General features: G+C 58.2%; 10 protein-coding genes. 9 read left to right on the top strand and 1 reads right to left on the bottom strand.

Features of this window, described 5'->3' with window-relative positions; translation table 11 throughout:
- Nucleotides 1-3: 3 nt before the first annotated feature.
- From ACFSE1_RS15660 to ACFSE1_RS15620, 9 genes are all read left to right on the top strand, one after another.
- Complete coding sequence (locus ACFSE1_RS15660; RefSeq protein WP_377403273.1) at nucleotides 4-885, top strand: transglutaminase family protein; 882 nt, start codon at nucleotides 4-6, stop codon at nucleotides 883-885.
- Between the two features lie 114 nt (nucleotides 886-999).
- Nucleotides 1,000-2,259 (top strand): vWA domain-containing protein, encoded by a 1,260-nt coding sequence (locus tag ACFSE1_RS15655; RefSeq protein WP_377403271.1) that lies wholly within the window; start codon nucleotides 1,000-1,002, stop codon nucleotides 2,257-2,259.
- Between the two features lie 229 nt (nucleotides 2,260-2,488).
- Nucleotides 2,489-4,951 (top strand): glycogen/starch/alpha-glucan phosphorylase, encoded by a 2,463-nt coding sequence (locus ACFSE1_RS15650; protein ID WP_377403269.1) that lies wholly within the window; start codon nucleotides 2,489-2,491, stop codon nucleotides 4,949-4,951.
- On the top strand, nucleotides 4,951-7,164 hold the full coding sequence (gene glgB, locus ACFSE1_RS15645; protein WP_377403267.1) for a 1,4-alpha-glucan branching protein GlgB: 2,214 nt from the start codon (nucleotides 4,951-4,953) through the stop codon (nucleotides 7,162-7,164). The genes ACFSE1_RS15650 and glgB overlap by 1 nt, the downstream gene beginning before the upstream one ends.
- A 22-nt stretch (nucleotides 7,165-7,186) precedes the next feature.
- Entirely contained in the window at nucleotides 7,187-8,449 is a 1,263-nt protein-coding gene (gene glgC / locus ACFSE1_RS15640; protein WP_377403265.1) for a glucose-1-phosphate adenylyltransferase, read from the top strand.
- A gap of 55 nt (nucleotides 8,450-8,504) precedes the next feature.
- A complete protein-coding gene (glgA, locus tag ACFSE1_RS15635; protein ID WP_377403263.1) occupies nucleotides 8,505-9,950 on the top strand; it encodes a glycogen synthase GlgA in 1,446 nt (481 codons plus the stop codon).
- Nucleotides 9,950-11,578, top strand: coding sequence for an alpha-D-glucose phosphate-specific phosphoglucomutase (locus ACFSE1_RS15630; RefSeq protein WP_377403261.1), 1,629 nt, complete (start codon nucleotides 9,950-9,952; stop codon nucleotides 11,576-11,578). The genes glgA and ACFSE1_RS15630 overlap by 1 nt, the downstream gene beginning before the upstream one ends.
- Nucleotides 11,579-11,631: 53 nt before the next feature.
- The gene (glgX, locus tag ACFSE1_RS15625; protein WP_377403259.1) at nucleotides 11,632-13,614 is read left to right on the top strand and encodes a glycogen debranching protein GlgX; all 1,983 of its coding nucleotides are present in this window, start codon (nucleotides 11,632-11,634) and stop codon (nucleotides 13,612-13,614) included.
- A gap of 117 nt (nucleotides 13,615-13,731) precedes the next feature.
- Nucleotides 13,732-14,220 (top strand): MaoC family dehydratase, encoded by a 489-nt coding sequence (locus ACFSE1_RS15620; protein ID WP_377403257.1) that lies wholly within the window; start codon nucleotides 13,732-13,734, stop codon nucleotides 14,218-14,220.
- A 26-nt stretch (nucleotides 14,221-14,246) separates the two neighbouring features.
- On the opposite strand, the gene ACFSE1_RS15615 is transcribed toward ACFSE1_RS15620, so the two are convergent.
- Entirely contained in the window at nucleotides 14,247-15,986 is a 1,740-nt protein-coding gene (locus ACFSE1_RS15615) for a methyl-accepting chemotaxis protein (RefSeq protein ID WP_377403255.1), read from the bottom strand.
- Nucleotides 15,987-16,112 lie beyond the last annotated feature (126 nt).

The raw sequence follows: 16,112 nt of genomic DNA, 5'->3' as shown, positions 1-16,112 counted from the left end.
CGCATGCTTTACGATGTCTCGCTTCACATGGGCTATCTCTATGACGTGCCAGCCTCCGGCGCCCGCCATATGCTGCGCCTGCTGCCCCTCTCCATCCCTGATCGGCAAAGACTGATCGCAGGCTCCGTCACGGTTTCTCCAAACCCCGAGGAACGAAGCGACTTTGTCGATTTCTTCGGGCAACAGACGACCTCCATCCTGCTGCGCGCGCCGCATGAGAAACTGGATATCCGCATGCAGGCGCGGGTGATGGTGGAGGCGGCAAACGTTGCCGCAGACCTGTCGCCAAGCCCTGCCGATCTGGCGCGGGAACTGGCGGAACTGCGCTCGGTGGATTGCCAATCTCCCCACCATCTGACGGGTTCCAGCCCAAGATTGCCGGATGATGCGCAGATTGCAGCCTTCGCCCGGGAAACGGCATCAACGGGCAAATCGACACGGGAGATTGCGACCGCCCTTTGTGAGCGGATCTTCCGCGAGTTCAAATACGATTCCGCGGCCACCAGCGTAGACACGACACCCGCCGAAGCTTTCGGGCTGAAACGCGGCGTATGCCAGGACTTTACCCACATCATGATCGTCGCCTTGCGCAGCCTCGGTATTCCTGCCGGCTATGTCAGCGGCTTTCTGCGCACCATCCCGCCTCCGGGCAAAGAGAGGCTGGAAGGAGCCGATGCCATGCATGCCTGGGTGCGTGTGTGGTGCGGCAAGACCACAGGCTATATCGAGCTTGATCCGACCAACAATATTCCCGCCGGGTCCGATCATATCGTCGTGGGCTATGGTCGCGATTATTCCGACGTGGCGCCGGTCATCGGCGTCCTGAAGAGCTATGGCAATCACAGGACGGTACAAGCCGTCGATGTTATACCCATCAAACCGTAAATTCCGCCCCAGATTCAACCGCTTTACTAAAATGCAACCAAAAGCATTAGCGGTTTGCTTAAGCGAAAAGCCTATTTGTGAAAACGTTCTAATGAATGGGACGGGGATCGGGCAATGCAACGCTTCAGCAGGTTCTGGCGTAATCAGGACGGTAATTTCGGTATCATGACAGCGCTGCTGCTGCCGGTCGCTCTGGGTGTTGGCGGCATGGCAATGGACGTGACAGAAGCCGTGCGCGAGCGTTCCAATTTGCAGAACATTGCCGATTCCGCGACACTTGCCGCAGCGTCCAAGATGTCGCGCGATGACATCAGCCCGGCCGAGGCTGAAGCCATGGCCAAGAAAGAGCTGCTGGGACAATACCTCGCCAGCATGCGCCAGAACGGAATGTCTGAAGACGCCATCACGGCAATGGAAGACGAGCTTCTGAAGAACATGGTCGCCACTGCGACGGTTACCTCCGCAGGCGGAAGCAACAAGAATTTCGAAGTAAAGCTCACGCTGAAAAGCAAGATAGCACTCAATGGCCTGACCCGCATTCTGGGCTTTACCTACTTGCCGGTTGCCGTCAACAGCACGTCCGCCAGCGCCCGGGAAGGCAATGCGCTGTCCATGTATCTGGTTCTGGATCGATCCGGCTCCATGGCCTGGGATACGACCACCGTGGATCCGATCAATCCGACCAAGACTGTCACAGGCTGGTATAATTGCGGCTGGAGCCAGTGCTACGGTCCGTATCAAACGACCAATTACGTCACCAAGATCGCAGCGCTTAAAGCAGCCGCAGGCGTTCTGTTCTCCGAATTGCAGAAGGCGTCGGCACCGGACAGCACAAACGCAACTGTGCAGGAGAGTGCGGCCAAGGAACTGATCCGCATCGGTGCGGTGTCCTACACCCACGAAACGCAGACTGAACGGAAGCCCGCCTGGGGAACAACTGCCGCCAGAAGCTACGTGATGGCACTGCCGGAAGTGCCCGAAGGCGGAACGGATGCCAGCGGCGCGATGGCAGTTGCTTTTGCGGATCTGAAATCGCTCAATCCGACCGAGACCGCACAGCACAAGTCAAAGAAGAATCATTCCTTCTCCCGTTTCATCGTGCTGATGACCGATGGGGAGATGACGGGCTACAGCAATAGCTGGAACAAGGGCATTGACGACAAGGTGCGTGCGGCCTGCAACGAGGCCAAGGCGGATGGCATCACGGTTTTCACGGTGGCCTTCATGGCACCAGCCAACGGCAAGTCCCTCCTGCAAGCCTGCGCCAGCAACCAGGAAAGCTATTACGAATCATCCAACATGACACAACTCGTGGCAGCTTTCGGCGATATCGGGCGCAAGGCCGCAAAAACACAGACCCGCCTGACCAATTGACTTTCTGTTTTAGAAAAACACATAGGGCACTTGCAGCAATGCAGGTGCCCTTATCTTTTCCGCTCAATCCCTTGAACCGTTTCAAAGCGCTTTGAAATTCTGTCGTAAAAGCTATTGCGGCGCAGGAACGCATGTGCATCATATCGATTAGTATTTGAGACAAGCAGAAGGCCATTACCCTGAACCGAACGCCTCCTCTCACGTTCCTCCCAGCAAGATTGGCGACCTTATGACGAATACACTCCCGACGGTCGAAATTCCTCAGCCCGCGCCCCGCAGTTCCCGTCCTGAAATCATGGCGGAAGAAATCATCGAGCGCCTGACCTACCGCATTGGCAAGGACGCCAAGGTTGCAAAGCCGCACGATTGGCTGACCGCAACCATCCTGGTGGTGCGCGACCGCATCATCGACAAGTGGATGGAATCCACACGGCGGGTCTACAGCACCGGCGACAAGCGGGTCTATTATCTATCGCTGGAATTCCTGATCGGCCGCCTGATGCGCGATGCCGTGAGCAATCTCGGTCTTTTGGCAGAGATTCGCGATGCATTGACCTCGCTCGGCGTCGATATCGATGTCATTGCGGGGCTGGAGCCTGATGCAGCACTTGGCAATGGCGGTCTTGGGCGTCTGGCAGCCTGTTTCATGGAAAGCATGGCAACCGTCGACATTCCTGCCTATGGCTATGGCATTCGCTATGTGCACGGTCTTTTCCGCCAGCAGATGGCGGATGGCTGGCAGGTGGAACTGCCGGAAACCTGGCTCGCCCATGGAAACCCATGGGAATTCGAGCGCCGGGAAAGCTCCTACGAAATCGGCTACGGCGGATCGGTGGAGAGTGTCGGCGGCTACGACGATCCCCCACGCTTCGTCTGGAAGCCAGCCGAACGCGTCATTGCCATGGCCTATGATACGCCGATCGTGGGTTGGCGCGGCAAGCGGGTCAACACGCTGCGCCTGTGGTCGGCCCAGCCGATCGACCCGATCCTTCTGGATGCCTTCAATGCCGGTGACCATATTGGTGCGCTGCGCGAGAGCAACAAGGCTGAATCCCTGACCCGCGTTCTTTATCCGGCGGATGCGAACCCGGCTGGCCAGGAACTGCGCCTGCGGCAGGAGTATTTCTTCTCCTCCGCCTCGCTTCAGGACATTTTGCGCCGTCATTTGCAGCAGTATCCGGATTTCTCCAACCTGCATGAGAAGGTGTCGATTCAGCTGAACGACACGCACCCGGCGGTTTCCATTGCCGAACTGATGCGTCTTCTCTGCGATGTGCACGGCATGGATTTCGACTATGCCTGGGAAATCACACGGCAGACCTTCTCCTACACCAACCATACGCTTCTTCCGGAAGCACTGGAAAGCTGGCCTGTCCCGTTGTTCGAGCGCCTGCTGCCGCGCCACATGCAGATCGTCTACGCGATCAACACCAAGATCCTGCTGGAAGCGCGCAAGGAGAAGAAGTTCGGCGACAGCCAGATCCGTGCGATCTCCCTGATCGACGAAGGTGGCGAGCGCCGGGTGCGCATGGGCAATCTGGCATTCGTGGGTTCCCATTCCATCAATGGCGTCTCGGCCCTGCATACCGAACTGATGAAGGAAACGGTCTTTGCAGACCTTCACGCGCTCTACCCGGCGCGCATCAACAACAAGACGAACGGCATCACCCCGCGCCGCTGGTTGATGCAATGCAATCCCGGCCTTACCGACCTGATCCGTGAGGCGATTGGCGATGGCTTCGAAGACGACACGGAAGCGCTGAAGGCTCTGGATGGCTTTGCCGATGACACGAACTTCCAGGAAAAGTTCGCGGCCATCAAGCGGCAGAACAAGGTGCAGCTGGCCAATCTGGTTGCCAGCCGCATGGGAGTGCGCGTCGACCCCTCGGCCATGTTCGACATTCAGATCAAGCGCATCCACGAATACAAGCGACAGCTTCTCAACATTGTGGAAGCGGTTGCCCTGTATGACCAGATCCGCTCGCATCCGGAACTGGACTGGGTGCCACGGGTGAAATTCTTCGCGGGCAAGGCGGCACCGAGCTATCACAACGCCAAGCTGATCATCAAACTGGCGAACGACGTGGCGCGTGTCATCAACAATGACCCGGCAGTCCGTGGCCTGCTGAAAGTGGTCTTCATTCCGAACTACAACGTGTCTCTGGCCGAAATCATGGTTCCGGCGGCAGACCTCTCGGAACAGATCTCCACGGCTGGCATGGAAGCCTCTGGCACCGGCAATATGAAGTTTGCCCTCAACGGCGCGCTGACCATCGGCACGCTGGACGGCGCCAATGTGGAAATGCGCGATCATGTGGGTGACGACAACATCGTGATCTTCGGCATGACGGCGGAAGAAGTCGCCAAAACACGCGCGGATGGCCATAACCCGCGCGAGATCATCGAAGGGTCGCGCGAACTTGCGCAGGCCTTGTCGGCCATTGCGTCCGGCGTCTTCTCGCCCGATGACCGCTCCCGCTTCACGGCTCTGATTGACGGCATTTACAGCCATGACTGGTTCATGGTGGCTGCCGATTTCGACGCCTATGCCAAGGCACAGCGCGACGTGGATCAGATCTGGAGCGATCCCGTTTCCTGGTACGGCAAGACCATCCGTAACACGGCACGCATGGGCTGGTTCTCTTCCGATAGAACCATTCGCCAATATGCAACGGAGATCTGGAGAGCCTGATGACCCAGACGCCCAAATCCCTCGGCGAGAACGGACTATCCAAAAGTGAACTCCCGCTGGCCGAGGTCGAGGCGATCATCAATGGGTCACATGGCGATCCATTCGCGGTTCTAGGGCCGCACAAGGCAGGCAATGGCTTTGTTGCCCGCTGTTTCATCCCCGGCGCGGAAGTGGTTGTCGCACTGACGCTGGATGGCACACGCGTGGGCGAATTGAAGAAACGGCATGATGCCGGTTTCTTCGAAGGCCCGGTGAGCATCAGCGCGCGCAGGCCGCTTCGCTATCGTGCCCGGCGCGGTGACGTGGAATGGGCGCTGACCGATCCCTACAGTTTCGGCCCGGTTCTCGGTCCCATGGACGATTATTTCGTCCGTGAGGGCTCCCATCTGCGCCTCTTCGACAAGATGGGCGCGCACCCGATGCGGCATGAGGGGGTCGACGGATTTCATTTCGCTGTCTGGGCGCCCAATGCGGCCCGGGTCTCGGTGGTGGGCGATTTCAACAACTGGGACGGGCGCCGCCACGTCATGCGGCTGCGCATGGACACCGGCATATGGGAAATCTTTGCGCCGGATATACTGGTCGGCAGCACCTATAAGTTCGAAATCGTCAGCAAGACCGGCAAACCCGTACCGCTGAAGGCTGATCCCTACGCCAGACGCGCAGAACTGCGCCCTCAAACGGCCTCCATCACGGCACCCGAACTGGTGCAGAAATGGGAGGATGAGGCGCATCGCAAATTCTGGGCCGAAGCAGATCATCGCAGACAGCCGATTTCCATCTATGAGGTCCACGCCGGTTCCTGGCGCAAGCGCAGCGATGGCAGCTTCCTCAGCTGGGACGAGCTGGCATCGGAACTGATCCCCTATGTGACGGATATGGGCTTCACCCATATCGAGTTCCTGCCCATTACCGAGCACCCCTACGATCCATCCTGGGGTTACCAGACGACCGGTCTCTACGCGCCCACGGCACGTTTTGGCGACCCGGAGGGGTTTGCCCGTTTCGTCAATGGCTGCCACAAGGTGGGCCTTGGCGTCATACTCGACTGGGTGCCTGCGCATTTTCCAACCGACGCACATGGTCTTCGCGAATTCGACGGGACTGCACTCTACGAACATGCCGACCCACGCCAGGGTTTCCACCCGGACTGGAATACGGCCATCTACAATTTCGGGCGCATCGAGGTTCTTTCCTACCTCATCAACAATGCGCTTTATTGGGCAGAGAAGTTCCATCTGGATGGGCTGCGGGTGGATGCGGTCGCCTCCATGCTCTACCTCGATTATTCCCGCAAGGAAGGCGACTGGGTGCCCAACGAATATGGCGGGCGCGAGAATCTGGAGGCTGTTCGCTTCCTGCAAAAGCTGAACACGGTCAGCTATGCGGCACATCCGGGCCTGATGACCATCGCCGAGGAAAGCACCTCCTGGCCGAAAGTCTCGCATCCGGTTCATGAGGGCGGGCTGGGCTTCGGCTTCAAGTGGAACATGGGGTTCATGCACGACACGCTGAACTATCTCAAGCGTGAACCCGTGCACCGGAAATACCATCACAATGAACTGACCTTTGGCCTGATCTATGCCTATTCGGAGAACTTTGTCCTGCCGCTCAGCCATGACGAGGTGGTGCATGGCAAAGGTTCGCTGATTGCCAAAATGGCGGGCGATGACTGGCAGAAATTTGCCAATCTTCGTGCGTACTACGCCTTCATGTGGGGCTATCCGGGCAAGAAGCTGCTGTTCATGGGGCAGGAATTTGCCCAGTGGAGCGAGTGGAGCGAGGCCCGCTCGCTGGATTGGAACCTGTTGCACTACCATCCACATGAAGGGGTGCGCCGCCTCGTTCGCGATCTCAACCTCTGCTACCGATCAAAGCCTGCCCTGCACGCCCGCGATTGCGAGGGTGAAGGCTTCGAATGGCTGATTGCCGACGATTCGGAGAATTCCGTCTATGCCTGGCTGCGCATGGCACCGGAAGAAAAGCCAGTCGCGGTCATCACCAATTTCACGCCCGTCTATCGGGAGAATTATCGCGTGCCGCTGCCGCAGGCGGGACGCTGGCGGGAAATCCTGAACACAGACGCGGAAATCTATGGTGGCAGCGGAAAAGGCAACGGGGGACGGGTTCAGGCCGTCTCTGCCGGGGGAACGGTCTATGCCGAGGTAACATTGCCACCGCTCGCCACAATCATGCTGGAATTTGAAGCCTGAAATTTCGAAGGGGAGGACATTGATGACGACTAAACGTGCTCAGCCATTGGCACGCGATGCCATGGCCTATGTGCTGGCCGGGGGAAGAGGCAGCCGCCTGAAGGAACTGACGGACCGGCGCGCAAAGCCGGCTGTCTATTTCGGCGGCAAGGCCCGCATCATCGACTTTGCCCTCTCCAACGCACTGAACTCCGGTATCCGTCGCTTTGGCGTTGCCACGCAATACAAGGCGCACTCCCTGATCCGCCATCTGCAACGCGGCTGGAACTTCCTGCGGCCAGAGCGTAACGAAAGCTTCGACATTCTGCCCGCCTCGCAGCGCGTTTCCGAAACGCAATGGTATGAAGGCACGGCAGACGCCGTCTATCAGAACATCGACATCATCGAGGCCTATAACCCGGAATATATGGTGATCCTGGCCGGCGATCACATCTACAAGATGGACTACGAGCTGATGCTGCAACAGCACGTGGATTCCGGCGCGGATGTCACCATTGGCTGCCTTGAAGTGCCGCGCATGGAAGCAACCGGCTTCGGCGTCATGCATGTCAACGAGAAGGACGAGATCATCGCCTTCGTGGAGAAGCCCGCCGATCCGCCCGGAATGCCCGACAAGCCGGATTTCGCGCTGGCCTCCATGGGCATCTACGTCTTCCACACCAGGTTCCTGATGGAATGCCTGCGCCGTGACGCGGCAGATGCCGGGTCAAGCCGAGATTTCGGCAAGGACATCATTCCGTGGCTCGTTGCGAACGGCAAAGCGGCTGCGCACCGCTTCACGCAATCCTGCGTGCGCTCCGATTTCGAGCGGCAGGCCTACTGGCGCGATGTCGGCACGATCGATGCCTATTGGCAGGTCAATATCGACCTCACCGGCATTGTGCCCGAACTGGATATCTACGACAAATCCTGGCCGATCTGGACCTATGCGGAAATCACTCCGCCGGCCAAATTCGTGCATGACGATGAGGACCGCCGCGGCTCCGCAGTCTCCTCCGTCGTATCGGGAGACTGCATCATTTCAGGTTCCTCGCTCTATAACAGCCTGCTTTTCACAGGCGTTCGGGCCAACTCCTATTCCCGTCTGGAAGGTGCCGTCATTCTGCCGAATGTTCGTATTGGAAGACGCGCCCAGCTTCGCAATGTCGTCATCGATGCGGGTGTAACCATTCCTGAAGGTCTGGTGGTAGGCGAAGAACCCGAACTCGACGCCAGCCGCTTCCGCCGCAGTGAAAACGGCATATGCCTCATCACGCAGCCGATGATCGACAAGCTGGACCTTTAACGAGAGCTTTGGCTGTCGTCATCCGCGACATTTCAAGGACGCCAAGGGGATGGGAATGAAGGTTCTATCGGTCGCCTCCGAAATATATCCGCTCGTCAAGACTGGCGGTCTCGCCGATGTGGCAGGCGCCCTGCCGCTGGCACTTGCGGGACTGGGGATTGAGATGAAAACCCTCATCCCCGGCTACCCCGCGGTCATGCAGGCGCTGGGCGATGTGACTTTGAGCCTTCATTTCGACGATCTACTCGGCGAACCGGCACGCATTCTTTCAGCACAAGTGGCCGGGCTCGACCTTCTGGTTCTGGAATGCCCGGCTCTTTTCGACAGGCCGGGGGGGCCCTATCTCGATGTGCATGGATACGATCACGACGACAACTGGCGGCGCTTTGCGGCACTTTCGCTGGCCGGCGCGCGCATTGCCTCCGGTGAACTGCCCGGATGGCAACCGGATCTCGTGCATGTTCACGACTGGCAGACGGGCCTCGTGCCCGCCTATCTCCGATTTTTCGACGGTCCGAAGATCCCGAGCGTGATGACAATCCATAACATCGCGTTCCAAGGCAATTTCGGTCCGGATGTCTTCCCGCATCTGGGGCTGCCCCAGCATGCCTTCGATATCGAAGGGGTCGAATATTACGGTCAGGTCGGTTATCTCAAGGCGGGCATCCAGACCGCCTGGGCGGTCACCACGGTCAGCCCGTCCTATGCGGAGGAAATCCTGACGCCGGAATTCGGCATGGGGCTGGAAGGTCTGTTGAACCGGCGGGTTGGCGACTTGCATGGCATCGTCAATGGCATTGATGTCAATGTCTGGAACCCTCAAACCGACAGGGACATTCCCCAGCGCTTCAGCGGTGCCGAGCTGAAGGCGCGCCGCCAGAACAAGCGCGCGGTGGAGGCAGAATTCGGCCTGGTGGACGATGACGCACCTCTCTTCTGTGTCATATCCCGGCTGACCTGGCAAAAGGGGATCGATCTGATCGCGCAAGCGGCCGACGATCTGGTCGCCATGGATGCAAAGCTCGCGGTCCTTGGCTCAGGCGATGCGCAACTGGTCTATGCGCTGCAGGCGGCCGCAAACCGCCATCCGGGCCGCATCGGCATCAAGGTTGCCTATAACGAGCCGCTGTCGCACCTGATGCAGGCGGGCAGCGATGCCATTCTCATTCCCTCCCGGTTCGAACCTTGCGGGCTGACACAGCTTTACGGCCTGCGCTATGGCTGTGTGCCGGTGGTATCGCGCACAGGCGGACTGAACGACACCGTGGTTGATGCCAATCCGGCGGCGCTGGCGGCGAAGGCTGCGACTGGCATCTCCTTTGGACCCGTCACTCTCGATCATTACAAGCGGGCACTCAGACGTGCCGTTCGCCTCTATAGCGACACAAAAACATGGGTTCAGATCCAGAAGCAGGGCATGAAATCCGACGTGAGTTGGGAAAAGAGTGCTGCGCTTTATGCTGAATTGTATTCCAGCCTTCTACCGAAAGGTTCTCATTGATGATCAAGACCGTCTCGACCAAACCCTATCAGGACCAGAAGCCGGGCACGTCCGGCCTGCGCAAGAAGGTGCCGGTATTCGCCCAGGAACACTATGCCGAGAACTTCATCCAGTCGATTTTCGACAGCCTGGAAGGCTTTGAGGGCAAGACGCTGGTGATCGGCGGCGATGGCCGCTACTACAACCGCGAAGTCATTCAGAAGGCGCTGAAAATGGCTGCCGCGAACGGGTTCGGCAAGGTCATGGTTGGCAAGGGCGGCATTCTGTCCACGCCCGCCGCATCACACGTCATCCGCAAGTACGATGCCTTCGGCGGCATCGTGCTGTCTGCCAGCCACAATCCCGGCGGGCCGACAGAAGATTTCGGCATCAAGTACAATATCGGCAATGGCGGCCCGGCACCCGAAAAGATCACCGATGCCATCTATGCCCGCACCAAGGTCATTGACACCTACAAGATCCTCGAAGAACCCGATGTGGATCTCGATACCATCGGCATGTATGCGCTGGGCGACATGATCGTGGACGTGATCGATCCCGTTGCCGACTATGCGGACCTGATGGAAAGCCTTTTCGATTTCGGCGCGATCCGTTCGCTGATTGGCTCCGGCTTCCGCGTCGTGATCGACAGCATGAGCGCCGTCACCGGCCCCTATGCGGTAGAAATTCTGGAAAAGCGCCTCGGGGCACCGGCAGGCTCGGTTCGCAATTCGGAGCCGCTTCCCGATTTCGGCCACCATCACCCGGATCCGAACCTGGTACACGCCAGGGAACTCTATGACGATGTGATGAGCGCGGACGGGCCGGATTTCGGCGCAGCTTCCGATGGCGATGGCGACCGCAACATGGTGGTCGGCAAAGGCATGTTCGTCACGCCTTCCGATAGTCTTGCGATTATCGCGGCCAATGCCACTCTGGCTCCCGGCTATGCCGATGGAATAGCCGGTATCGCCCGCTCCATGCCAACCAGTGCCGCCGCCGACCGCGTGGCGCAAAAGCTCGGCATCGGCATGTACGAGACGCCAACCGGCTGGAAATTCTTCGGCAATCTGCTGGATGCAGGCAAGGCCACCGTCTGCGGCGAAGAAAGCTTCGGCACCGGCTCCAACCATGTGCGGGAAAAGGATGGTCTCTGGGCCGTTCTCTTCTGGCTCAATATCATTGCCGCCAAAAAGAAGAGCGTGAAGGAAATCGTGGAAGCCCACTGGGCCGAATATGGCCGCAACTATTATTCCCGCCACGACTATGAGGAAGTGGATACCGAGGCAGCAAACGAGCTGGTCGCAGCCCTTCGCGAAAAGCTTTCCAGCCTGCCGGGCCAGAGCTTCGGTAGCTTGAAAGTCGAAGCGGCGGATGATTTCGCCTATAACGATCCCATCGATGGCTCGGTTTCAAAGAATCAGGGCATCCGCGTTCTCTTCGAAGGGGGCAGCCGCGTTGTCTTCCGCCTGTCCGGCACGGGTACCTCGGGTGCGACGCTTCGCCTTTATGTGGAACGCTATGAGCCGGATGCTTCTCGCCACAATATCGAGACGCAGACAGCATTGGCCGATTTGATCACCGTGGCGGACGAGATTGCGGAGATCAAAAAGCGGACCGGGCGAAATGCCCCAACGGTCATTACCTGAATAGAAAATTGGGGCGCCGCAAGCGGCGCCCTTTTTGTTATAAAGGATATTGCATGACCTCTTCCCCTCTGGGCGCAACGCTTCAAGCCGATGGCTGCTGGTTCCGTGTTCAATCCCTTCACGCAAACAGGATTGACCTGTGCCTTTTCGATGAGGTCGGGAAGCGGGAAGTGCAGCACCTTGAGATGAACCGCGAAGGAACAGGTCGCTTCACGCTGTTCGTCGAAAACATCAAGCAAGGCACCCGTTACGGCCTGCGCGCCCATGGCGAATACGATCCCGATCGCGGCCTGTGGTTCGATCCATCCAAGCTTCTGATCGATCCCTATGCCAAGCAGCTCGATCACAGCTTTGCCTACGATCCTCGCCTCTCCGAATTCGGCTTCGATACGGCGGCTCTTGTTCCGAAATCCATCTTGACGAAAGACCAGCCAGTCGAGCGAGGGGCAGCGAGGTTCCGCAAAGGCGGATTGATCTATGAACTGGGCGTGCGCCCCTTCACCATGTTGCACCCGGATGTGCCGGAAGCGGATCGCGGCACGTTGCGCGCACTCAGGCACCCTTCCGTCATCACCCATCTGAAACGCATTGGCGTGGACGCAATAGAACTCCTGCCGATTGTCGCCTGGATCGACGAGCGCCATCTGCCAGCACTCGGCCTGACGAATGGCTGGGGCTACAATCCAGTCACCTTCATGGCGCTCGATCCAAGGCTGGCGCCGGATGGAATGGCCGATCTGGCGGAGACGGTGGCGGAACTGCACAGGCATGAAATCGGCGTCATTCTCGATCTCGTTTTCAACCACACAGGCGAAAGTGACCGCTTCGGTGCAACGTTGAGCCTACGGGGCCTCGACAATCTCACCTATTATCATCGCCACCCCGAGGATGCAGGTGCGCTGGTCAACGATACCGGCACCGGCAATACGGTGGCCTGCGATCACCCCACGGTGCGCCGCATGATCGTCGATACGCTGCGCCATTTCGTACTCAATGCGGGTGTGGATGGTTTCCGCTTCGATCTCGGCACGATCCTTGGGCGCAGCATGGAAGGCTTTTCACGTCACAGCGACACCTTGAAGGCGATTGCCGAAGACGATCTGCTGGCAGATCGAATTCTGATCGCAGAACCGTGGGATATTGGCCCCGGCGGCTACCAGCTCGGCAATTTTCCCACCAGTTTTCTGGAATGGAACGACCGCGCCCGCGACGATATGCGGCTTTACTGGCGCGGCGATGAGGGACGCACAGGTAGTCTGGCTAGTGCCTTGGCAGGCTCTTCCGCAACGTTCTCCCGGCATGGCGAAAGCGAAACGCGCAGCGTCAACTTTCTGGCCGCACATGACGGCTTTACCCTGATGGACCTTGTCTCCTACGCCCACAAGCACAACGAGGCGAACGGCGAAGACAATCGCGATGGCCACAACGACAATCATTCCTGGAACAATGGTGCGGAAGGCGAGACCAGTGACCCAGCCATCCGTGCCGCACGCGAGCGGGATGTGAAAGCGCTGCTTTCCACGCTCTTCGCCTCGCGCGGAACCCTGATGCTGACAGCGGGTGACGAGGCCGGACGCAGCCAGCGCGGCAATAACAACGCCTATGCACAGGACAATGCCATCACCTGGATGGACTGGCAGAGCCTGAATGAAGACCTGATCGCCCATACGGCAGAGCTTTCCCATATCCGCAGACGATTTGCAGTTTTTTCGCAGCTTGAATTCTTCTCCGGCCAAGGCGATATCGAGTGGCTGAACCAGTTTGGCGAACCAATGACGGTTTGCGACTGGGAAGACCCGCATCGCACGCAGTTGACCATGATCCTTGCCACACGCGACCTTGAGCAGAACGCAGATGTCACACTCGCCATCGTGTTCAACCGCTCGGGACAAGACCAACAGGCTTGCCTTCCGGAGGGCAGTTGGCTGGACCTTCTCAGCACCGGCACGCAGCCGGAAACGGGATTTGCTGCCCGTTCCGTCACCTGGCTTGTGTCACAGACGAATGATAGAGCACGTCCAGCAAAAGTGCGTTAGCGGTTTTGCGTCCGGACTGCGTAGAAACAAAGATATAGAGTATTTCAAGTGACCCCGTTTTCACCGGAAATGCTCTAGATCCGGGACAACTTCCCCTCACCTCTGACGGAACAATCAATGCAAGTAGAAATTTCTCTGAAGGACGTTCCTGCTCTGGTGGGCACGGAACTCGGCGTTTCAGACTGGATTACCGTCGACCAAACGATGATCGATGCCTTTGCCGATGCAACGCTGGACCATCAGTTTATCCATACCGACCCGGAGCGCGCCGCCAAGGAGAGCCCGTTTGGCGGCACTATTGCCCATGGCTTCCTGACACTTTCGCTGCTTTCAGCCATGAATTACGCGGCTCTGCCCAAGATCCGGGAACAGACGATGGGGCTGAACTACGGCTTCGACAAAATCCGCTTCGGCTCGCCGGTGAAAGTCGGCAAACGGGTGCGCGGCCGCTTCACGCTGAGCGAGGCGCGCTATCGTGGCGCTGCCATGTTGATGACGACCTATGACGTGGTGGTGGAGATCGAAGACGAAAAAAAGCCGGCGGTTTCCGCCAGCTGGATTACCATTGTCCAATTCGATCCGAAGGACCGGCCGGAGACGGATTGATCCGCCTCCGGTTAAAATCCTGCAGATCAGGCAGCCATCGACCACTGCTCCTTTGAAGCACTGAGCTGGAAGCGCGACAGCAATTGCCGCAGGCGCAGCACTTCATTGGTCAGCGTGCCGCTGGCCGCCGTTGCCTCTTCCACCATGGCAGCATTGTGCTGCGTCACCTGATCCATCTGGTTGACGGCGCTGTTAACCTCCGCAAGACCGATAGACTGCTCCTTCGCAGCCGTTGCGATGGCATCCAGCTGACTATTGATCGCGATGACATGCTCGCCGATGACGCGCAGGGATTGTCCCGTAGCCGTAACCAGCTCGACACCGTTTTCCACCTCCTGCGCAGATGTCTGGATGAGGCCGCGAATCTCATTGGCAGCCTGACTGGACCTTTGCGCAAGCTCACGCACTTCCTGGGCGACGACGGCAAAACCCTTGCCCGCTTCGCCTGCACGCGCAGCTTCCACACCGGCGTTCAATGCAAGAAGATTGGTCTGGAAGGCAATCTCATCAATCACGCTGATGATGCTGGCGATCTGCTTGGAGGACTGTTCAATACGGTTCATCGCCTTGACAGCGTTGGAAACGACCTCACCGGAACGCTCGGCTGCGCCGGCTGCATTTCTCGCCCGCAGTTTTGCTTCCTCTGCGCGCTGCGATGAATTGGTAACATTCGTTGTAATCTCGTCGAGCGCGGCCGCGGTCTGCTCAAGGGAAGCCGCCTGACGTTCCGTCCGCTGGGAAAGATCGGATGCGCTGGAGGCAAGCTCCTGGGAGCCAGATTCGATAATGGTCGACGCCTGGGCCACTTCACGCAGAGCCGTTGCCAGCCCGTCAACCGCGAGGTTGAAATTCGTGCGTAACTCCTCAAAATCGTGCGAGAACGGCTCCGACAGACGATAGGTTAAATCGCCTTGCGACAAACGCTCAAGTCCCTGTGCGATGGATCCCGTCGCCTTTGACATTTCCGCAGAACGCTGACGCTCTATTTCGCCTGATCTCAACTGTTCGGACGCAGCGGCTTCACGCATGCGTTCGGTTTCCTCCGTCAGCGACTTGGCGGTAAGCGCATTCTCCTTGAAGACTTGCAGTGAGCGAGCCATCGCACCAATTTCGTCTCTTCGCCTCACGCCCTGGACAACCGTGTTCAATTCTCCTTCGGCCAAACGCTGCATGACCGCGCCGAGATTGGACAAGGGACTTACAATGGTGCGGCGGACTGCCCAGAAACCGAAACCGAGGATCAGTCCTAAGGAAACGAGAGTGAGGCCTATGGAAAATCTGGTTGAGCTGGTGCTAGCCTCCTTCAGTTGCACACTCTCTTTTTCCGCATCATCCACAATCTTGCTAACCACCGTAGTAATTCGTAGTGTCATCTTTGCAAATATGGGCTGGCACACCTCATTATAGCCTTTCATGAGCGCGCCCATATTGGGGCCAGCATCCGTCGTTCTCGCGGCCTGTATAACGGGATCGCAGAATGTCTTGATATCACTCAGTACATCGGCTTTGAGCTGCTGGATTTCGGGCCTTTCCGGTAGAGCATCACTTGCACTCTGGAGATAGGAAGCCAGCTTCTCGATAGCTTTGCCATATTCCTCAATGGCGGCATCACGCGCTGCATTTGTGGGAGAAAGAACCACTTCCGCAACAGTTGCCCGAACGGTCTGGCCGAAGCGATTGGCACGCGCTATGGCGACTGCCGATCGGCTCTCTTGCGTCAGCAAGCCCTGATAATCGTTCGATATCCTGTCGATCTGCGACCCCATGAATAAAGATATGCCAACCGAGCAAACACCGAATGCTGCCATGAGAGCCGAAAATTTTTTGGATATTGCCCAGTTCTGCATGCCTTCTCCGAAAACACTTAAAGATTGCAGCCAGGAAAATTCCAT

This window comes from Affinirhizobium helianthi (assembly GCF_042680945.1).
Lineage (GTDB): Bacteria > Pseudomonadota > Alphaproteobacteria > Rhizobiales > Rhizobiaceae > Neorhizobium > Neorhizobium helianthi.
Note: the sequence above shows the minus strand (reverse complement) of the source record. Positions and strands in the feature narration are given on the sequence as shown.